The organism is Sorangium sp. So ce1153 (genome assembly GCF_051521595.1).
Lineage (GTDB): Bacteria > Myxococcota_A > Polyangia > Polyangiales > Polyangiaceae > Sorangium.
Genome location: NZ_CP150361.1, coordinates 11,857,620 through 11,877,327, shown reverse-complemented (window position 1 = coordinate 11,877,327; position 19,708 = coordinate 11,857,620). Strand labels below are relative to the sequence as shown.

Below are 19,708 nucleotides of genomic sequence, written 5' to 3'. Positions count from 1 at the left end.
CAGCCCAGTCGGCGGAGCGAGGAGGCCCACAACGTCCCCGGAGTAACCAAGGTTGCGAGCGCGGCGAGCGCGACCCGGAGGCCGGCAGCACGACCGAAGGCTGGCAGCTCGACCCGAAGGCCTGCAGCTCGACCCGAAGGCCTGCAGCTCGACCCGAAGGCCTGCAGCTCGACCGAAGGCCTGCAGCTCGACCTCGCGGAATGCGCGGGATCCCTGTGCGCACGCAGGCGCTCGCGCTAAGGACCGAGCCGATGCGCGCTCCCCGCCCCACCTCTGCGCTCCTCCGGCTCGCCGGCGCCGCCACCCTGGCCCTCGCGCTCGGCGCCTGCAGCGTGGCCACCACGCCCCGGCCGCCCGACCCGATCGCCTCGCTCCGCGACGCCGCCGTCCACTCGACCGACAGCGAGGTGGTCGGCCGATGGCTGCTCGGAGAGCTCCTCGTCCCAGGCGGCACGCCCGCAGGGGTCAAGGCGGCGCGCAAGCGCCTCGACGGGCTCGACGCGAAGAAGAAGAAGACGATGCTCGCGTCGCTCGGGCGCGCGATCGACGACGAGGGACACGGGCGCAACGCGCGCGCGGCAGCGGCCTACCTCGACGCGCTGGACGCCGCCCGCCTGAGCGCCCACCCCGACGCCCCGCTCGTGGGCTGGCTCGCCGCGAACCACCTGCTCGGGCTGCGATCCAGCGTCGTGGGCCTCTGGAAGAAATCCCGCGAGGTCGTCCTGCGCGCGATCGACCACCCCGGGAACCTCGGCTGGCGCGCGCGCGGCGAGCTCGTCGAGTGGTGGAGCATCGAGGGGCTGCCCGACGAGGCAGCCGCCGCGGCGCGCGCCGCCGGCTCCGGAGCCGGAGCCGCGCCCACCGGCAGCGCCGGAGCCGCGCCCACCGGCAGCGCCGGAGCCGCGCCCACCGGCAGCGCCAGCACCGCGCCCGCCGGAGCCGCAGCCGCGCCCTCCGTCCCGCTCATCGACCTCGCGGCGCGCCGCTACGGCTGCATCGAGAACGCCCGCTTCGCCGGCCCTTTCGGCCACCTCGCCGAGAGCGACCACCGCGTCCACCACGAAGCAGAGCGCGCCGGCCCCTGGCCGCCCGTGTTCCCGCGCGACCCCCGCCGCGCCGACCCGCCCCGCGTGCTCGGCGCCGAGCGCCGCGGCTGCCAGCTCTCCGCCGTCGCGCCGGACGGGTCACCCGGCGCCGGAGCGCGCGGCGGCATCTTCTACGTCGAGACCTTCGTCGACCTGCCCGCCGAGCGCGAGATGATCGTCGCAGTCCAGGGGGCGTTCGCCATCCTCGTCGACGACGTCGAGGTGCTGACGCGCGACACGAAGCAATGGGGCATCTGGCCCAGGTTCGGCGCGCGCCTGCGCCTCGGCCCCGGCCGGCACCGCATCCTCGCCCGCGTCGGCAGCGGCGACACGTCCATCCGCCTGCTCGCGCCGGACGGGACGCCCCTCGGCGTGACCACGTCCGCCGACCCGGCGCCGCCGTACGCGCTCGTCCCGCCCGAGGTCCTCCCCGACCCCAACCCGATCGAGCCGTTCCTCACGGCCCTCGGCGTGCCGCCGCAGCCCGCGCCGAAGGTGGCGCGCGCCCTCGGCCTGCGCGGCGCGCCGCGCCCCGCGCGCGACGTGGACGACCCGATCGCCCGGTACCTCGCCGCGACCGTCGCGCACCTCGAAGGCCAGGACGACGTGAGCGCGGTGCTGCTCGAGCCGCTCGTGGCCGACCCGGCGCGCGCCACCGGCCCCGCCCTCGCGGCGCAGGCGCTCTTCCTCGAGAAAGACCCGATCTTCCCGGCGTCCGACGGCCGCGACCTCGTGAAAGACGTGCGCGCGCGCGCCGCAGAGAAAGACCCGGAGCTCTGGTACCCCCGCTTCTGGCTCGCGCTCGAGGAAGCCGACAAGGTCGGCCTGTCCGAGGTCACCCGCACCATCGAGGCCCTCGCCGACCAGTTCCGGGAGGTGCCCGACATCCTGAAGACGCTCGCGGCCATGTACTCGCGCCTCGGCTGGCGGGTCGAGCAGGTCCGCACCGTGAAAGAGGCCGCCGCGCGCTTCCCGGACGACGTCGAGGTGCTGGGCGCGCTCCTCCGCATCCAGGACGGCGACGGGCGCGTCGCGGAGGCCGACGCGCTCGCCGCACGCATCCGGGCGCTCGAGCCCGACGCGGAGATCGAGCTGGAGCGGGCGATCGACAGGCGCGACTACGCGGCGGCCATCAAGGAGCTCACGCGCATCGGCTCGGCCCGCAAGGACCGCAAGGACATCGCGCTGCGCATCGCCGACCTGCTCACCCGCGCCGGCAAGCGCAGCGAGTCGTTCGAGCAGCTCGAGCGCGCGCTCGCGAAGTCGCCGGACGACGCGGACGCGCGCCTCGCGCTCGCGGACGCGCGCTTCGCGCGGGGCGAGCGCGACGCCCTCCAGAAGGCGCTCATCGAGGCGATCCGCACCGGCGCCGACACCTCGGAGCTGCGCGACGCGATCGAGCTGCTCGACGGCACGACAGAGCTCAGCCCCTACCGGCTCGACTCGAAGAAGGTGATCGCCGAGCACGAGGCCTCGGGCGAGGTCATGCCCGGCACGGCGGCGCGCGTGCTCGACTACGCGGCCATGTGGGTCCACGAGGACGGCTCGGCGCGGATGCTCCAGCACGAGATCATCCGGATCCAGTCGCGCGAGGCGATCCAGGAGCACGCCGAGCAGCGCGTGCCCGAGGGGCTCGTGCTCAAGCTCCGCACGGTCAAGCGCGACGGGTCGATCCACGAGCCGGAGTTCATCGAGGACAAGCCGACCGTGACGATGCCGCACCTCGAGGTGGGCGACTACATCGAGGTCGAGAACCTGTTCGTCCTGCGCGGCGACGGCCAGGGGGGCCTCACGTTCCAGGGCCCGCGCTGGTTCTTCCGCGAGGAGAAGGTGCCCTACTGGCGGAGCGAGTTCATCGTCGTGTCGCCGAAGAGCCGCCCGCTCGACGTGGAGACCTCCGGCCGGGTGCCCACGCCGGAGATCCTCGAGTCCGGCGCGCTCGTCACCCGGCGCTACCGCGTCGACAGGAGCCCCGCGCTCCCGGAGGAGCCGGCGAGCGCGCCCGCGGCCGAGTTCCTGCCGAACTTGCGCATCGGCTGGGGCATCCGCCTGGAGAGCACGATCGCGCGCATGGTCGACGCGGCCGCCGACGAGACGCCGCGCGACCCGCGGCTCGTGCGCATCGCCCGGTCGATCGCGCTCACGCCGGCCGCGGGCGCCGCCCCCAACGTCCCGCGCGCGCGGGACGTTGGGGGCGGCAAGGGGGAGCCGGCCGCCGGGGGCAGCAACGGGGAGCAGGGCGCGGTCGGCAAGGGCGGGTACGCCGGCGCGCGGCCGGCGTCGAGCGCGCGCGGCGAGGGCGGAGGGGCCGCGCCGTCGAAGGACGAGCAGGCGCGCCGCATCTACCGGTGGGTGCTCGCCAACGTGGAGGCAGGGCGCGAGAACGACGGCCGCCGCGTGGTCATCGGCAAGAGCGGCAACCGGACCGAGGCGTTCCTCTACCTGTGCCGCCTGCTCGGGATCGACGCCGGTTACGGCGTCGTGAGCGACCGGCTCACCGCGCCGCCGCGCGGGCCGATGAGCGAGGCGGAGACGTTCAACGCGCTCGCGGTGCGCCTCGACACCGGCGACAAGCCCGGCGCGGGCGGGGTCCGCTGGATGTTCGTGCGCGACAAGTTCGCGCCGTACGGCTACCTGCCGAGCTCGCTGCGCGGGCAGCCGGCCGTCGTGCTGCGGCCCGGGACGCCGCGCGAGGTGACGCCGTCGTCCGGCGCGCACGACGGCGTCGTCACCGAGGGCGTCGCCCAGGTGGCCAGGGACGGCTCGGCGTCGCTGACCATCGAGCAGCGCTACGAGGGCAAGCTCGCGATCGCGCTGCGCTCGGCCCTGGAGTCGCTCCCCGACGCGCAGCTCAGGGACGCGGTCGAGTCGCGGCTCTTGCCGCAGATGGTGCCAGGGGCGCGGCTGGAGGAGATGCAGGTCAAGGAGCTGACCGAGATCGACAGGCCGCTCACCCTGAAGATGAAGATCTCGGCCGCGAGCTTCGCGCGCGCGCAGGGCCCGGAGCTCGTCCTGTCGCCGCCGTTCGGCGTCCGCGTGGCGAGCCTCGCCAGCCTGCCGGTCCGGGAGACGCCGCTCTACCTGTCCGAGCAGATCGCGACCCGCTCGGAGGTGCGGCTCCGGGTCGAGCTCCCCCCGGGCGCGCGCGTGGCGACGAAGCTCGCTCCATTCGCGGCGGAAAATGAGGGGCGCACTGTGCGCGTGAACGACCGCTTCGAGAGGGGCGCGCTGGTCCTCGACCGCTTCCTGGACCTGCCGGCCGGCCGCGTGCAGCCCGACGCCTACCCGCGGTTCCAGCAGTTCGCGCGCGCGGCGGACGGCGCGCTCGACAGGGACATCGTCGTGCAGATCGGCCGCGACGGACGCTGACCGCAGCGCCCCGCCCGACGCCCGCCGGCCGGGGGCCGGGGTGTTCGTGTGTGTCAACCTACGAAAGATGGATTACTCTTCCGCTCCCTACCGTGAGCGATCTGGATTCGCAGTACGCGCCCGATGCCGGGCGCCAGGCGTCTGATCCCGCGAGGGCGCGGGTCGCGCGCGCCTTCCGGCTCTCCTCGCTGTTCGCGCAGGCGGACCGGGCGGTCAGGGAGGCGGTCACGGAGGCGGCCGTGCTCGAGGTGGTGGAGTCCGACACGGCGATCTTCGAGCAGGGCTCGCCTGCCGACTCGCTGGTCGTGCTCGGCCGGGGGCGGGCGCGGGTCGAGCGCGTGAACGCGGCGGGCGCGGCGTTCCCGCTCAGCTACCGCGGCACCGGCGATGTGCTCGGCGAGTCGTGCCTCGGCGGGATGGAGACGCGGACGGAGCGCGCCGTCGCCATGGATGAGGCCGAGGTGGTCCGGGTGCCGCTCGCGCTCATCCGCGAGCTCTGCGTGCAGCACCCGGGGTTCGGGGGCGCGGTGTTCGCGTTGCTCGTCGCGCGGCATCGGGAGACCGAGGACCGCATCGAGTCGATGCTGTTCAAGAACGTGGGCGGGCGGCTGGCCGAGTTCCTCCTGCACGCGGCGGAGCGGTGGGGCGTGCCGACGCCGCGCGGGACGCTGATCTCGGCGCCGATCACGCACGCGGAGATCGCGCAGGTGATCGGCTCGACCCGGGAGACCGTGACGCTGACGCTCGGGGCGCTCCGCAAGGAGGGCCTGCTCGACGTGGCAGGGCGGCGGCTCATCGTGAAGGACCGCGAGGCGCTCGCCCGCAAGCGATAGCGGTCCGCGGCGGCGAGGGGCGAGCGGCGAGCGGCGACAGGCGGCGGCCTGAGCGGCGAGCCCGCGGCGCAGCGCCCAGTAGTGCTGTCATTTGAACATGAAGGCGGTAAGGCGGGAAGAAAATCTCAATGATCTTCCCGCCTTACCGCCTTCATGTGAACCCTCTCTGGGCAAATGACAGCACCACCCAGCGCCCGTTATGCGCGGATGGCGGCGGAGGTGGCGCGGGCGGCGCGGACGTCGGCCGTGCCGCGCGGGACGGCCGACGTCCGCGCCGCGACGCGCGCCGTTCCCAGTTGACGTGGCGTACGGAGCGCCGATACGCCTTTCGCGAGTCGACCCGCAGGAAAGGACCGCTCATGCCGAAGCTCAGCTCCGGAACAGCCATCGCCGTCGCGTTTTTCTTCGGTTGCTCCGCGTCGTACGTCGCGCCGCGCTTCCTGGTGCCGCCGGTGCAGGCGGGGACGGATCCGCCCCGCTGGGAGATCCGGTGCGTGGACGTCGAGACCGCGCGCGTCAACGACAGCCAGGTCATCGAGGTGACCAACGCCACCGGATGGAACCCGGTCCTCAAGCGGTTCGGACAGGAGGGGTGGGAGCCGGTGCAGTTCCTGCGCAGCGAGATGACCGCGAAGATCGACGCCGTGTGCTTCAAGCGTCCGCTCTGAGGGGCCGGCGCGGGGCCGCCGCGCCGGATCGCCGGCGGGAGGGCCGCCCGGGCGGGCGAGCCCACGGACGCCCCCTTGCGGCGGAAGAAGCCGGACGGAAGGCGTGCTAGGGGGGCGTCGATGGAGCCTATGATCCAGACGTACCGGATCCGCCTCGACGGCATCCGTTTTCGCGCCAAGCACGGCGTGTCCCGCGCCGAGCGCGACCTGCCCCAGGATTTCGTCGTGTGCCTGGAGGTGGATCTCCCGGTCGCCTTGCTGCCCCGCGCCGACACGCGGGCGCGGGTGTTCGACTACGACCGGCTCGCGAGCCTCGTCGTCGAGGCGGGCACGAGCGCCTCGTACAAGCTGCTCGAGACGCTCGCCGAGCGGATCATCGGGCGCGTCCTCGAGGACACGCCGGCCCTCGGCGTCACGGTCCAGGTGAAGAAGTTCGGGCCCCCGACCTCGGTCTCCGTGGACTCGGCGTCGGTCGAGCTCTCTGGGCGCAAGGGCGGGTGAGCTCGAGCTTGCAGGCGCGGCGGGCCGCCGCCGCGGCCACGCCCCGGAGGACGGCGCGGAGCCGCGGACGGGAGCGCCCCGGGGGCGGCGCGACGCGGGCGCTGCACGGCGACACCGGGCGTTGAAGAGCTGCTCCATGACCGGCGCCGGCGAAGAGACAACGAAGCGGACCGAGGCCTACGCGAGAGAGCACCTGGCGAACGAGCGGACGCACCTCGCCTACGTGCGCACGTCGATCGCGCTGCTCAGCTTCGGCATCACCATCAACCGGGTCGGCCAGTACTTCCTGGAGACGGAGAACAAGGCCGCGCAGGCCGGACCGCGCTCGCTGTTGCACGACGCGGTCGGGGTCGGCGTGTGGATGGTCCTGCTCGGGATGGCGCTCATGGGCTGGGCCGCGGTGCGCTACCTGCGGGCCTACAGCGATATCGAGCGCGGGGCTTACCGGCCCGACCGGACGGCGATCCTGATCTTCACGGCGGCGATCTTCCTGAGCGGCGCGGCGAGCATCGTCTGGCTGTTCTCGTCGTGAGCCGGGAGGGCGGAGCCCCTCGGCGCGAGATGAAAACAAGGATGTACGTGCGGGGGTAGGGCGCGCGGGAGATGGCGCTCGGCGGCTACCAGGGCTTCCTTCGATACCCTCGCTCCGGTACGGAGAGCCGTCGCCCGGAGGCGCAAGCGACGCTGTTCACTCCTCCTCGATCGCCTCGCGCACGCGCTTCGCGAGCCTCGCATCGGCGGCCGTCTTCTTCAGCCAGACCCGACGCACCCGCAGCAGCGCTCCGCGTGGCAGGCCCATCGCGTCCAGCGCCTCGCGCTCGGCACCTCTCTCCGCGGCCACGAGCAGCCGTGCATACTCCTCGACCATGATGATGCCCCGCTCGGCCTCGATCTGCGCCACGTAAGCGTCGTCATAGGCCGAGAGCAGCTCCATCTTGCCGCGCGACAGCTCGCGCTTCATAGCCTCTTCCCAGTGGCGCTCCAGCGAAGCCCAGCGCGCGGCCGTCAGGTCGTTCCGCTTCAGGATCGCTACCTTCTCGCTCTTACTTCGCGCGATGGACGCAGCGATGGATGCGACGCGCTCGATAGGAAAAGCGGCCAGCGGGAGCGCCTGCGCGGGCTCAGGCGCCGGGGCCACCGGCTCCGCGAGCCCGACCGCGGCAGCCTGCGGCGCGACCACAGCCGTCGGTGTGGACAGATCCATGCTCGTCCATGGGCCGCCGCTCGGCGAGGCCGATGCCTCCCGAGCAGGACCCGGCGCCAGCTCGGTGAGACTGCTCACCTGTGCAGCGACCGGCGCTGTCGCGAAGGGCGGCGCATCGCTGATAGAAACGGACGACGGCCCCGGCGGCGGGGTCTGCTGATCGACAGGACCGGTGAACGGTAAGACCCCGTGAGACGCCCCGGGAACCGCGGGGAGAGTCCCGGTCCCGTCGTCCTCCTGGCGCTGCGGTTGTCCTGGGATCGGCGGCGTCATCAAAGGCCACTGCCATGAGTCCAGCGCTGCCCCGCGGAACGGCAACGCGGGTGTCATGGCAGGCACGGCGGCCATCATCGTCGTCGTGTCCCCGACATCCTGGACTTCCTGTCTGATCGTCACCAGCCCTTGCTCGTCCGCTCGCGCGAGTGCCACCTGCCCCCTCCACACCAGATGGCACACCCCCCGATCGGTATCGATGCTCAGCGTATCGCAGCGCAGCCGTATCTGTTGTGCCGGGACCCCGGTCCGCTGCACCACGGCCCGAGGCACGATCCCCGGCAGCCTGGTCACGAGCCGTGCGTGCTCCGCATGCAAGCTCTCCAGCAAGATGCGCTCGTCGCCTCGTATTTCGCCCACCTGCTGGTCCTCGGGCGCCACGTTGAAGTACGCAGCGTCGATGTGCTCCGGCAAAGGCCGCTCGTTCCAGCGAGAGAAATCCCAGGCCCCCGCATGCCAGAACAGCTTTGCCAGCCGCCCAGGCCAGCGGGGCGCGATCGGTCCAAGCCCGATGGGCGGGATGTCTTCTCCTTGCCTTGAGACGCGAAACCCGGGAGGAAGCAGGTTCGGCACCGGCACGGTCCCATACGTATCGGGCCGTCCGTGCGCGCTCATCCCCACCGGGTTCCACGTGGTCGGCCCGCCCGCCGCCCGCTCGTAGACGAGCGGCATCTTGAGGAACGGCGCTCCTTGCTGGAACTCGCCATATGAGGTCCACGCGCGGTCCGCGTGCACCTCGAGCGCCTTGTCCAGCTCGCCGACACTCAGCCGCACAGTGAGCCGCGAGGTCGGCTGGGCGCGCGGCGCATAGGCGTGGCCCACCAGGATCACGTCGGCGTGGCGCTTGAACGGCGCAAGATCGCTGGATTCGCGCAGGCTGCAGCGCTCGTCACGGTTCAGGTACTCGTCAGACGTGTTCGGTGGATCCTGCTCTGGCGCGACCCGCGACTCGCCCGGGAGCAGGACAAAGGTCGTCTTGCAGACGACGGTGAGCATCGAGGCGGATGGGCGAGGCAGCCAGACGATTGATGATGCGCGAAAGGGCGGTGCGGCGACGACATCCATGCCGCGCGATCCTACCACCATTCAACCTTGCGAGGCCTGTCCTCTCCACCTATAGTTGTCACCCAACCGGCCATGACGCACCGCATAGTCAGTCTCCTGTCTCTCCTTTCCTGCGGCGCGTTCGCTTGCGCCGATCGCACCTCCGCGCCTCCGAGTGAGACCGCGCCGACCGCATCGTCCACTGCTTCTGTCGCTTCGACGGGCGCTCCGGTGTCGAGACCCACCCCGGGGGCAGCCCCAATCGCGGAGGTTTCGTGCAAGACGGACTCGGATTGCCCGGTGCTGGCCTGCGGTCCCTGCACCCCGGGGACCCCCATCACAAGGGAACTCCTGGCAGGCCCGATGTGTGCAGTGAATCCATGCAAAAATGCATCATCGACGTGTAGCGCGCGCCATGTTTGCGTGATCGGCCCTGGGACCGAGAAGAACCCGGCCGTGTGGGGCACCGCCACCCCATAAACACGCCGGGCTTGTGCGTGCAGGCGAAGTTGGATAGCGTGCGATCTGGGGCACAGCGACCACGCCATGATCGCATCGAGACACGCCAGCTTCTCCGTCAGCATCGCGTCCGGTGATCTGCTCGACGTGCGCGAGTTCACGATCGATGAGCGTATTTCATCGCTCTTCTCGGTCATGATCACCGCCGTCACCGAGAATCCGGACATCGATTTCGAGGCCGTCGTCGGCCAGCCTGCCAGCTTCCGGGCACAGAGCAACCTCGGCGGCGCGGAGCGTTCGCGCACCTGGACGGGTATCTGCAAGGACATGCAGGAGATATCGGCCGAGGAGTCGGGGCTGTCGACCTACGTGATCGAGATCGTCCCGACGCTCTATTTCGCGACCGAGCGGCGCAACCATCGCATGTTCCAGCGGATGTCCGACGTCGACGTCGCGTTGGAGCTCCTCTCCGAGTGGGGCATCGAGCCCGCCAAGAAGCTCTCGGGGACGTACAAGAAGCGAAAATACCGGGTGCAGTACGGCGAGTCGGACTACGCGTTTCTCTGCCGGTTGCTCGAGGACGCCGGGGTCTCGTTCTACTTCGCCGACGAGAGCGGAGAGTCGAGGCTCGTGCTCTCTGACGCGCCTCACATGAACGACATGCGCGATCCCAAGATCGCGTTCCGCGACAAGCCCGGCGACCTGAACAAGGAGCATGTGACCGCCGTCCGCGTTGGCCGGCGATTGCGGCCCGGTCGCTACACGCTGCGGGATCACGATTATCGTCGAGCGCCGAGCTACAAGCTCCTCGCGACCGCGGCGGCGTCCGGGGTCGAGGAAAGGCTGGAGCGCTATCACTACACGCCGGGCGCGTTCCTCTTCGAGAGCGACAAGGGCGACCCGACCCCGAACGCGGACGACAAGGGCCGCTACCGGGCCGACGAGTCCGAGGGCGCGGCGGCGGCGCAGCGACGGCTGGAGGCCAAGCGCTCGGATGCGTTCACCTGCACGTTCGATAGCAACGTGGTCGACCTTGCCCCCGGCGTCGTCATCAGCCTGCTGGATCACCCGCGGGGGGATCTCGCGGAAGATCGCACTCTGCTCGTCGTCGCGGCCCAGATGCGAGGGGTCATAGGCGAGAGCTGGGCGGTTCACGCGGAGGCGCGCAGTGCTGGCGTGCCCTACCGGCCGGCGCTCGTGACGCCCAAGCCCAAGGTGAGCGGCGTCGAGAGCGCGACCGTGGTGGGCTCGCCCGGGGAAGAGATCCACACGGATGAATTCGGCCGCGTGCGTGTCCACTTTCACTGGGATCGCGAGAGCCGGATGGATGATGACAGCTCTTGCTGGATTCACGTGAGCCAGCCCTGGGGAGGCACGGGATACGGAAGCATCAGCCTCCCACGCGTCGGGCAGGAAGTGCTGGTCGATTTTCTCGGCGGCGATCCGGACCGGCCGGTCATCGTCGGGCGGATGTACACCAACCTTCAGAAGGTACCCTACGCCCTGCCCGACAACAAGACACAGAGCGGGTGGAAGAGCAGCTCCACCGGCGGGACCGGCGGCTACAACGAGCTCATGTTCGAGGACGCCGCGGGGAAAGAGCTTCTCCGGATGCAGGCGGAGAAGGACATGGAAAAGCTCGTCAAGAACGACGAGGACAGCGTCGTGGGGCGCGATCGGACGCGCGTGGTGCAGCGGAACGAGAGCGTGACAGTCGGGAAGAACCGGTCCGTGCAGGTGGTCCAGAACGAACGGGTGACGATCGGGCAGAACCAGAGCACCACGGTGGGCGTGAACCGGACGTCGCACGTCGGGTCGATCGACTCGACGACGGTCGGCGGCACGCACGTGGTGATGATCGCGCCACCCGGAGAGAGCGGCCTGTCTACGTCTTCGTCGATCGTGATGACCGACAAGAAGATCGTGCTGGACACAGGCGCGGGCGCGACCCTCACCTTGCGCAAGGACAAGATCACCCTCGAGGCGAAGAACATCGAGATCTTCGCGCGGGATCGCATCCACCTGCGCGGCCGGCGGCGCGGGGTCCTCCTCAACGCGGCCCGGGGGTCAGCCCGGTTGATCACCGGCAAGGCGTTCACGGTGTCCACGAGCAAGATCTCGCTGGCCGGGAAGGACGTGAAGATCACGGCCACGAAGCTCGAGCTCGGCGGCGCCGACTCGGCGAAGCTGACCTCGAGCGGGGTGACGACGGTCAGCGGCACACCCGTACAGCTCAACGGACCCGGGTTGTTCGCCGGCCGGGTGACCGAGCTCGCACCAGCGACCATCACGACCGGCGCGGCGCTGGTGCTGGTGGGCGGCGCCTCGTTTCCATTGCCGGTCGAGAGGCAGGCAGACGGCTCGATCAGGATCGGGGATCACATCGTCGTGCAACCAGGGAGCGGGAGGTATCCGGAGTTCCAGGCCCAGGTCATGCGGGATCTGGGTATCATGGCATCGACGCCGTCGGGGCTCGCGCGCCTCAACAACATCCAGAACAACCCTGCCGGGCACAACGTCACGATCCGTGAGTACTCGGCGAGCGAGGCGGCTACCTATGGACCGAACAACTCATTGTGTTACTCGGGTGGCGCTGCGGCCAGCCTCGGCTACGACGCGAGCGGCAACCCGGTCCCGGGCACCGGCACAGGCTCGACGATCTCCTACAATCCGGAGATCGAGCTCGGTCCAAGCGACCGAAGTGAGCCACCCGATGCGACGCTGTTCCACGAAATGGGGCACGCGGAGCACAACGCCTACGGGACCAATCGACAAGGGGAGAGCATGGGCGGCGGCTGGGACAACCGGGAAGAGTGGCAGACCATCCAGGGCGGCGTGAACCGGCCAGGCAGCGACATCACTGTACCCGGTGTGGCCTCGAGCCCGGCCGAGAATGACTACCTGGGCGATCGGAACTATCCTTACCGCCGGACAGACCACGGCGGCGGCTACAGCAATCCCGACGGGACGCCCATCAGCCCGTGACGTGGACGATCGAGGTTCACCCCAATGCATGCATCGAAGCAGGAACGCACCAGCGCATTCGAGCTCACATGGTCACTCAGCAATGCCCGGGGAGCCAGCGGCGACCCGTCGCTCAAGCTCGAGTACAAGATCGAGGCGAGCGAGGAACTTTATGTGGGAGATCGGCTGTGGGACTATGACGACAAGCGAGAGCGGGTGCCCGACCCGTTCGGCGTCTATCGGTTCGTCAGCAACGACAGCCTGCGGCTAGTCTTCGCGCAGGCGCCCTATCCGCCCAACGTGATGCCCAGGATCGTGTACAAGCCGTTATTCTCGCGGATCCGCGCGGGGGAGGCGCGGCAAAGGGAGGTCTGGATCAAGCTGCCTGTCGATGAGTACTCGAGCCTGGCGCGCGACGTCAACGCGCCGACCGTCCTCGAGGAGGTCTCCCGCGTGTTCCTCGTGCTGAGCTATCGTCCGCGGTCGACCATGGACCACGATCCGGCGCCTCCTCCGAACGAGACCGCCGAGTCGGCCGGCTACATCGTGCACGATCCGGTGCTCATCATCTCGTCTCTCGAGGTGGAGCCGTTGCCCGTCAAGCGGCGCACCGGCTACATCGCGCGTTTCCCGTTACCAGGTGAGCCGGGGCCTGGTCCTGTGCCTCCGCCCAGTGCGCCCTGACAAGCCCTTCACCGCAGCCGGTGCTCGCGGAGCACGTCGGCCGGCACCGCCTCCCGCGCGAGCTCGCAGAGCCGCGCGTGGTGCGTGAAGAACAGCACCTGCGTGATCCCCGTCAGCTCGCCGAGCACCGCGAGGGCCGCCCTGGCGCGGTCGTCGTCGAAGTGGATGAGGAGGTCGTCCAGGATGAGCGGCATCGGCTCGCCCGTCCGGGCGTGGTGCTCCAGGCTCGCGAGCCGCAGCGCGAGGTAGAGCTGGTCGCGCGTGCCGTCGCTGAGGCCGCTCACGTCGACCTCGCGCTGCACGAGCGCCTTCGCGGGCTCCGCCGCCGCCCCCTCCGGCGCGGGCGCCGCGGCCGGCGTGGGCGGCGCGGGCGGGGCCGCGCGGACGCAGCGGAGGATCGCCTGCTCGCTCTCGTCGTAGCCCACCCGCAGGCCCGCGAAGGCGCCCAGCGTCAGGCGGTGGAAGAGCGCGCTCGCGCGCGCCAGGATCGGGCCCTGATTGCGCTCGCGGTAGCGCTCGATCTCCCGCTCGAGCAGCACCGCGGCGAGGCGCGCCCGCACGTAGCGGCGCACCTCGCCGCGCAGGTGCGAGAGGCAGATCTGCGCCTCGACGGCGGCCTCCGCGGCGCCCACCGTCGCGCGGAGGTGCTCGCGCTCCTGCTCCAGGCTCCCGAGCGCCCTGTCGATCCGGCGCCGCTCGTCCTCCAGCGCGGCGAGGCGCTCCTCCGTCCGGTCGAGCTCGAGCGCGAGCGCGTCCCGCTCCACGCCCGCCGTCTCCTGCTCGAGCGCGGCGATGCCCGCGCCCTCGCCCGCCTCGAGGAGCTTGCCCTCGTTCTCGACGAGCTCGCGATCGAGGCGGCGCGCCTCGCGCGAGCGCTCCTCGGCCAGCGAGAGCGCCGCCACGTCGGCGGCGTCGTCGCCCGCGCGCGGGACGCCCGCCGCCTCGAAGAGCTTCGCGAGGCGCGCCTCGGCGGCCGCGCGGCGCGCCTCCTGCTGGTCCCGCTCGCGGCGCTTGTCGGCCAGGCGGCGCTCGATCTCGCCGCGCTCGCGGAGGTCGGCGCGCGCCTTGTGGTGGCGCTTGATCAGCTGATCGGCGGCCTGATCCGCCGGCAGCGCGGCGAGGTCCGGCGCGTGCCGGGCCGCGAGCTCCGCGACGTCGGCCGCGAACGCGAGGGCGTCGCGCTCCATCCCGCGCACCCGGCGGCGCTCGTGGGCCGCGCTGTCCGCCTTGCGGAACAGCGCGCCGAGCTCGTCGAGGATGGCCGTGGCCTCGTCCGCCGAGGCGTCGCCAGGGAGGCCGAGCAGCCGCACGCTGGCCTCCCACTCGGCCCGCCACGCCTCGAGCGCGCGCGCGTGCTCCGCCCGCTCGCGCTCGAGGTCCTCGAGCTCGCGCTCGAGCTCCTTGCGCTCCCGCAGGAGCTCGCGCCGCTCGCGGGCCGCGCCCTCGATGGCGGCGAGCTCCTGCTCCGCGGCCTCGACGAGCGCCGGGAGGCGCAGCGCCGCGTACTCCGGCGTGCCGGCCAGGCCCGCGCGCGCGCCGTCGCGCGTGCCCTCGTCCATGAAGCCGCCGCGCGCGTCGCCCGGCGCGGCGCGCGCGGCGGCGGCGATGGCCGCGTGGAGCTCGGCCGCGTGCGCCTGCATCCGGGCCCGCAGCGCCTCGGCCTCCGCCTCCGCCGCGCGCAGCCGGTCGACCGTGGCGGTCAGGCCCGCGTAGCGGCCGAGCCAGCCGCGCATCTCCTCGGGCGAGCGCGGCGCGACGCCCGCGGGCCGCCACAGATCGAGCCACGCGGCCTCGGCCTCCTCGGCGCGGCGCGCGAGCGCGGCCCGCTCCGCGTCGATCTGCGCCAGATCCGCCTCGGCCCGCGCCCTGTCCGCGAGCAGCCGCGCCAGGCGCGCGACCCGGTCGGCCTCGCGGCGCAGCCGGTCGGCGACGGTGTCCGCGACGCGGACCAGCTCGGCGTACTCGTCAGGCTTGCCGCGGGCCGCCGGCGGGTCGTCAACACCGCGCGCGGCGAGCGGCGGCCGCCGACGGGCGCCGGGCGAGGTGGACGCGTCGGCGCCGAGGTCGAAGAGCGAGGCGGTGTGGATCGCCGCCGCGGCGGCGCGGGCGCTGCCCTTCGCCTGGAGGGCGCGCAGCAGCGCCTTGAAGGCGGCGTCCCGGCGCTCGCGCGCCTCGGAGAGGTCGGCCTCGGTGGGCACGGCGCCGGCGCGCTGGAGGGCGTCGATCTCGCGCGCGCTCTCGCGCAGGCGCGCCTCGACCTCGGCGGCGCGCTCGCCGAGCCGCTCTCGATCGCGGGCGAGCGCGCCCCACTGCGCGGCCGCCTGGTCGACCGTCTCGGGCAGCGGGACGGGGAGGGCGCTCGCCTCGGCCGCGGTGAGCGGCCGCTGCGCCGGTGAAGCGGCGGAGCCGAGGGCGAGCCGGTCGCGCTGCGCGTCGGCCTCGCGGGCGAGCCGCGCGGCCGCGGCGGTGGCCTCGCGGAGGCGCTGCTCGAGATCGCCCTGCTTCTGCGCCCGCGAGAGCGCGCCCCGCAGCGGGGCGGGGTCCTCGCCCGGCGGCAGCTCGGCCAGCCGGCGCGCGCAGGCGTCGCGCCGCGCCCTGTGCGCCGCGAGCAGCCGCTCGACCTCGCGCGGCTTGGCCAGGGCCGCGCCGCGCTCGCGGGCGAGCTTCTTGATGCGCGCCTCGGTCGCGACGTCGACGCGCATCGCCTCGAGCCGCTCGGGGGCGGCGCCCTCCACGAGCGAGGCGTCGCGCCCGAGCCGGCGGAGGATCGCGCGCGCCTCCTCCTCGAGGCCGTGGAGCTCCGCCCGGACCCGCGGCAGGTCGACGGCGGCCTTGCGGTGGCTGCCGAGCCGGGTCACGAGGCCGTCGATCTCGCCCGGATCGAGCTCGGCCAGCGACGCGGGGACGTGCAGCGCGGCGCGCCGGGCCTCGAGCTCCTCGATGTCGGCGCGGAGCCGCTCCGCCTGGGCGCCCGCGTCGGCGGCGCGGTCCTGCGCGTCCTCGCGGTCGCGCTGCGCGGCCTCGGGCAGCAGGACGACGTCGCCGAGCGCGGCGCGCCGGCCGAGGATCGCGCGCCGCGCCTCGAGCAGCGGCAGCACGCGGAGCGCGCGCCGGAGCCGCTTGTCCGCCGCGCGGAGCGCGCGCAGCTCCGCGTCGACGCGCTCCTGCTCGGCCCTGGCCTCGTCGATCTCCTGCCGCTTGCGGGTCCAGTCCGCGGGCGGCCGCGCGGCGCTCTTCGCCTTGCCGCGGGCCTCCTCGAAGGCCTTGATCGCCTCGTTGAGCGGGCGGGTCCTCGCCTGGGGGGTGAAGATCTCGTCCGCCTCCTGGCGCAGCGTGGTGAGGAGCTGCTGCAGCCCCGGCCCGCCGAGCCCCGCGCCGAACAGGCTCTGGCCGACGTCGCCCTTGCCCTGGAGCAGGGCCTCGGCGCCCTGGCGGAGCGTGTCGTGGTCGAGGCCGAAGGAGGTCCGGAAGAGCTCCTCGGTGACGCCGCCGAGCACCGGCGCGAGCGCGGCGTCGTCGAGGGGGTTGTCGTCCGCGTCGCGGAGCGTCTTCACGCGCCCCTTGCGGCGGACGAGCGCGAGCGCAACGTCGCCCCTGCCCGCGAGCCGGCCGCCGACGCGGAGGTCGGTGTTGTGGTGGACGTGGGCGTCGGGGGTGATGTGCGGGATGCCGTAGAGCAGGCCGCGGATCGCCCGCAGCGCGGTGCTCTTGCCGGCCTCGTTGGGGCCGTAGATGACGTGGAGGCCCGCGGACGGGGAGGAGAAGTCGAGCCGGAGATCCGTGAAGGGACCGAACGCGAGGAGGTGGAGCTCTAGGATCTTCACGAGGTCGCCGGCCGAGCGCAGGGAGGAGGCGCCCGCCCCTGAACGGATAGCAAGTGCGATACCTCGACGCGTTGTCAAGGCGCACTTCGTGAAGCGACCCCTGTCCGCCCGCCGAGATCCGCCCAGCTAGCGAGCGGGCGGGCGGACGGGCGCTGCGCGTCCGGCGCGGCGGCGCTGCGTCACCGGGAGTGCAGGAAGGCGCTCCACGAGCCGCGGCGCGGCGCCTTGCCGAGCAGCACCTCGGCGAGCGCTTCGCTGATCGGGAGCCCGGGGGTCCGCTCCAGCCAGAAGAACTCGCCCGACGGGTTGACCTCGAGGAAGACGTGCCGGCCGTCCGGCGTCCGGAGGATGTCGATGGCGCCGTAGTTGAGGCCGAGGTGGTCCATCAGCCGGAGCACCCCCGTCTCGACGTCGGGCGGGAGCGCGTCCTTGCGCCACGTGTCGATGAGCTCGAGCCCCTGTCGCCGCCAGTCGACCTCGGCGCCCGGCGCCGCCTGGGAGTCGACCGACGCCGAGAAGACGCGCTCGCCCACGACCGTCACCCGCAGCTCGCGCGCCTTCGGGATCTTCTCCTGGAAGGTCATCGGGCAGAGCGAGAGCCCCCGCATGTCCGCGAGATCCTCTTCCCGGAGGGCGTTCGTGAAGACCACGTGCTCCTCGCCGCCGCGGTAGACGGCGAACGACGAGAGCATCTTGGCGATCACCCCGCCCGGGCACGCGGCGGCGAAGGCCCGCGCCGCGCCCTCGTCGTTGGTGGTGAGCGTGCGCGGCGTGTCGAGGCCCACCTCGCGCGCGACGTCGAGCTGCAGCTGCTTGTTCGACGCGAAGCGCACCGCCGGCAGCGGGTCGACCTGCGGGACGCGGAGCGCCGCCAGCATGCCCTCGACCGTCTGCTTCGCCTCCTGGACCGACGCGCTCCGGAGCTGCGGGTCCATCGACGCGGGGAGCCCGGCGCCGTGAGCGACCCGGCGGTACCAGACGGCGGTCACGTCGCCGAGATCGAGCTCGCCCCCGCCGGGCCCCGACGTGCGCAGCGTGGAGCGGCCCGCCCCGGGCCCCGCGGCCAGCGCGAGCCGCGCCCCCTCGGGGAAGGCGTCGGTGTCGAAGCGGAACGCCCGGCCGCCAAGCCTGGCGATCGCGGCGGCGACGCGGTCGATGCACTCGTTGTCCTGGCTGTGCGTGATGATGAGGACCGTCACGGGCTCTCCGTCGGAGCGAGCAGCGCCTCTGCCAGCGCATCGGCGATCGGCAGGCCGAGATCCCGCTCCAGCATTCCCCACTCACCGGCGGGGTTCACCTCGAGAAAGACGTGCTCGCCGTCGGGCGTCCGGATGAGATCGACGGCCCCGAAGACGAGCCCGAGGGCGCGCTGGAGCGCGCCGAGCTGCGCCTCGACGTCGCGCGGGAGCGCGTCCTGCTCCCACGCGATGCCGGCGTCGTTGACGGCCGGGTGGCGCCAGTCGACCGCGAGCGACTCGTAGCGGGTGGCGTCGAGCGCGCCGGGGAAGCACCGGCCGCCGACGCAGGCGACGCGCAGCTCGCGCGCCTTGGGGATGCGCTCCTGGAAGACCATGGGGCTCTGGCGCAGGCCGGAGAGGGCGTCGAGATCGGCCGCCGAGACGGCGTGCGTGAAGACGAAGGGCGCGCCGCCCGACAGGCTCGTCGAGAAGGGCGTGAGCATCTTGGCGACCACGTTCCCGCCGAGGCGCGCGAAGAAGGCGCGGACCTCGGCCGCGTCGTTCGTCACCAGCGTCTCGGGGACGCGCAGGCCGACCGAGGAGGCCGCCGCGAGCTGGCGCAGCTTGTCCTGGGCGCGCTCCTCGGCCGCCGGCTCGTTGATCCACCGCCGCGCGGGGAGCCCGCGCAGCCAGCCGATCAGCGCCGCCATCGACTCGCGCACGCAGGCGGCGCGGTACTCCTCGGGGATGCCCTCGCCGAGGCTCGGCGCCCAGAGGCGCCGGAGCCAGACGGCGGAGATCTCGTCCCCGTCGATCTCGGCGCCGGCGTCCTCCAGGCGGCGGCGCGCGCCGTCGGCCCCGAGCGCCGTCGAGAGGGTGATGCCGCGAGGGAACCGGTCGACGTCCAGGCGGACGGGGCGGGCGCCGCGCCGTCGCAGCGCCTCCGCCACGCGTCCGATCCCGAAGTCGTCCTGCGAATGAGAGACCAGGAGGACGTTCGCGCCCGCGGTCGTCACGTGAGGGGGCCTCTCTCGCAGCGCGGCGGGCGGCTCATGCGACGCTCAGACCTCGTCGCCGTCCGACGGGTACTTCAGCGTGGTGTAGATGGGGGGCTCGCCGCCGCCGCCGCCGTCCTCCCTGTCGGAGGGGTACTTCAGCGTCGTGGCGGGCTTGCCGGCTTTGACACCGGTCCGGACGCGCTTCTGATCTTCGAGGAAGCGAGCGAAGAAGGGCACCGCCTCGGCGTCCTTCTGCTCCTGCTGCTCGGGCTCACGGGAATCGACATCAGCCATGGGAAACCTCCAGATGCTGTGGCGGCGACGCCGCCGAGGACAGGAGATCTAACTCAAACAGCAACCAGGCGGTAGGCAAGTCGGCGGACAACTCCTGGAACGATGAGGGCGACACGATTCCGTTGTTGCGGTTGTCTTCCACGGTCGCACCGGTCGCATGTGTCCAGCTCTGTTAAATAGTGTTGAGACTGCTCGCGGTGGCTTGCAGTCGTTCGAGAAGGATTGCGATGGCTCGCGTGTGGTTGCGTGTCGTCGCGCAGGGGAGCGCGGCGCAGCGTGGCGCGACGTGGCGCGACGGTTCGACTCATCGATCCACCGCGCGCCGCTCGC

12 protein-coding genes are annotated in these 19,708 nt (G+C 72.4%); 7 read left to right on the top strand and 5 right to left on the bottom strand.

The window, feature by feature from the left end:
- Positions 1-251 precede the first annotated feature (251 nt).
- From WME85_RS43110 to WME85_RS43090, 5 genes are all read left to right on the top strand, one after another.
- Positions 252-4,454 carry a hypothetical protein gene (locus WME85_RS43110; RefSeq protein WP_437830050.1) on the top strand — a complete coding sequence of 1,401 codons (4,203 nt, stop codon included), beginning with the start codon at positions 252-254 and terminating at the stop codon, positions 4,452-4,454.
- A 92-nt stretch (positions 4,455-4,546) separates the two neighbouring features.
- Complete coding sequence (locus WME85_RS43105; protein ID WP_437830049.1) at positions 4,547-5,287, top strand: Crp/Fnr family transcriptional regulator; 741 nt, start codon at positions 4,547-4,549, stop codon at positions 5,285-5,287.
- A 359-nt stretch (positions 5,288-5,646) separates the two neighbouring features.
- Entirely contained in the window at positions 5,647-5,955 is a 309-nt protein-coding gene (locus WME85_RS43100; protein WP_437304881.1) for a hypothetical protein, read from the top strand.
- Positions 5,956-6,075: 120 nt separating this feature from the next.
- A complete protein-coding gene (locus tag WME85_RS43095; RefSeq protein WP_437830047.1) occupies positions 6,076-6,456 on the top strand; it encodes a dihydroneopterin aldolase in 381 nt (126 codons plus the stop codon).
- Between the two features lie 136 nt (positions 6,457-6,592).
- Positions 6,593-6,988, top strand: a complete 396-nt coding sequence (locus tag WME85_RS43090; protein WP_437830046.1) for a YidH family protein — start codon at positions 6,593-6,595, stop codon at positions 6,986-6,988.
- A 156-nt stretch (positions 6,989-7,144) separates the two neighbouring features.
- Here WME85_RS43090 and WME85_RS43085 read toward each other — a convergent pair whose 3' ends face one another.
- Positions 7,145-8,998 (bottom strand): DUF2169 domain-containing protein, encoded by a 1,854-nt coding sequence (locus WME85_RS43085; protein ID WP_437830045.1) that lies wholly within the window; start codon positions 8,996-8,998, stop codon positions 7,145-7,147.
- A gap of 525 nt (positions 8,999-9,523) precedes the next feature.
- Here WME85_RS43085 and tssI point away from each other — a divergent pair.
- Both tssI and WME85_RS43075 read left to right on the top strand, forming a co-directional pair.
- Positions 9,524-12,421, top strand: coding sequence for a type VI secretion system tip protein TssI/VgrG (gene tssI / locus WME85_RS43080; RefSeq protein ID WP_437830044.1), 2,898 nt, complete (start codon positions 9,524-9,526; stop codon positions 12,419-12,421).
- 24 nt (positions 12,422-12,445) lie between these two features.
- Positions 12,446-13,084 (top strand): hypothetical protein, encoded by a 639-nt coding sequence (locus tag WME85_RS43075; protein ID WP_437830043.1) that lies wholly within the window; start codon positions 12,446-12,448, stop codon positions 13,082-13,084.
- 8 nt (positions 13,085-13,092) lie between these two features.
- Here the strand turns inward: WME85_RS43075 and WME85_RS43070 are convergent, their stop codons facing one another.
- The 4 genes from WME85_RS43070 to WME85_RS43055 all read right to left on the bottom strand — a co-directional run bounded on the left by WME85_RS43070 (position 13,093) and on the right by WME85_RS43055 (position 19,378).
- Positions 13,093-16,908: an AAA family ATPase gene (locus tag WME85_RS43070; protein ID WP_437830042.1), complete on the bottom strand. Its 3,816-nt coding sequence runs from the start codon at positions 16,906-16,908 to the stop codon at positions 13,093-13,095.
- Between the two features lie 179 nt (positions 16,909-17,087).
- Positions 17,088-18,107 carry an MvdD family ATP-grasp ribosomal peptide maturase gene (locus WME85_RS43065; RefSeq protein WP_437830041.1) on the bottom strand — a complete coding sequence of 340 codons (1,020 nt, stop codon included), beginning with the start codon at positions 18,105-18,107 and terminating at the stop codon, positions 17,088-17,090.
- Positions 18,104-19,102, bottom strand: coding sequence for an MvdC family ATP-grasp ribosomal peptide maturase (locus tag WME85_RS43060; protein WP_437830040.1), 999 nt, complete (start codon positions 19,100-19,102; stop codon positions 18,104-18,106). Before WME85_RS43060 ends, WME85_RS43065 begins: the two co-directional genes overlap by 4 nt.
- 45 nt (positions 19,103-19,147) lie before the next feature.
- A complete protein-coding gene (locus WME85_RS43055) occupies positions 19,148-19,378 on the bottom strand; it encodes a microviridin/marinostatin family tricyclic proteinase inhibitor (RefSeq protein WP_437304874.1) in 231 nt (76 codons plus the stop codon).
- Positions 19,379-19,708: the final 330 nt, after the last annotated feature.

Excerpts from the sequence above, each read along its gene's own strand:
- WME85_RS43075 (WP_437830043.1), top strand. The coding sequence starts at position 12,446 with ATGCATGCATCGAAGCAGGAACGCACCAGCGCATTCGAGCTCACATGG.
- WME85_RS43110 (WP_437830050.1), top strand. The coding sequence starts at position 252 with ATGCGCGCTCCCCGCCCCACCTCTGCGCTCCTCCGGCTCGCCGGCGCC.
- tssI (WP_437830044.1), top strand. The coding sequence starts at position 9,524 with ATGATCGCATCGAGACACGCCAGCTTCTCCGTCAGCATCGCGTCCGGT.
- WME85_RS43095 (WP_437830047.1), top strand. The coding sequence starts at position 6,076 with ATGGAGCCTATGATCCAGACGTACCGGATCCGCCTCGACGGCATCCGT.
- WME85_RS43100 (WP_437304881.1), top strand. The coding sequence starts at position 5,647 with ATGCCGAAGCTCAGCTCCGGAACAGCCATCGCCGTCGCGTTTTTCTTC.
- WME85_RS43090 (WP_437830046.1), top strand. The coding sequence starts at position 6,593 with ATGACCGGCGCCGGCGAAGAGACAACGAAGCGGACCGAGGCCTACGCG.
- WME85_RS43055 (WP_437304874.1), bottom strand. The coding sequence starts at position 19,378 with ATGGCTGATGTCGATTCCCGTGAGCCCGAGCAGCAGGAGCAGAAGGAC.
- WME85_RS43085 (WP_437830045.1), bottom strand. The coding sequence starts at position 8,998 with ATGGATGTCGTCGCCGCACCGCCCTTTCGCGCATCATCAATCGTCTGG.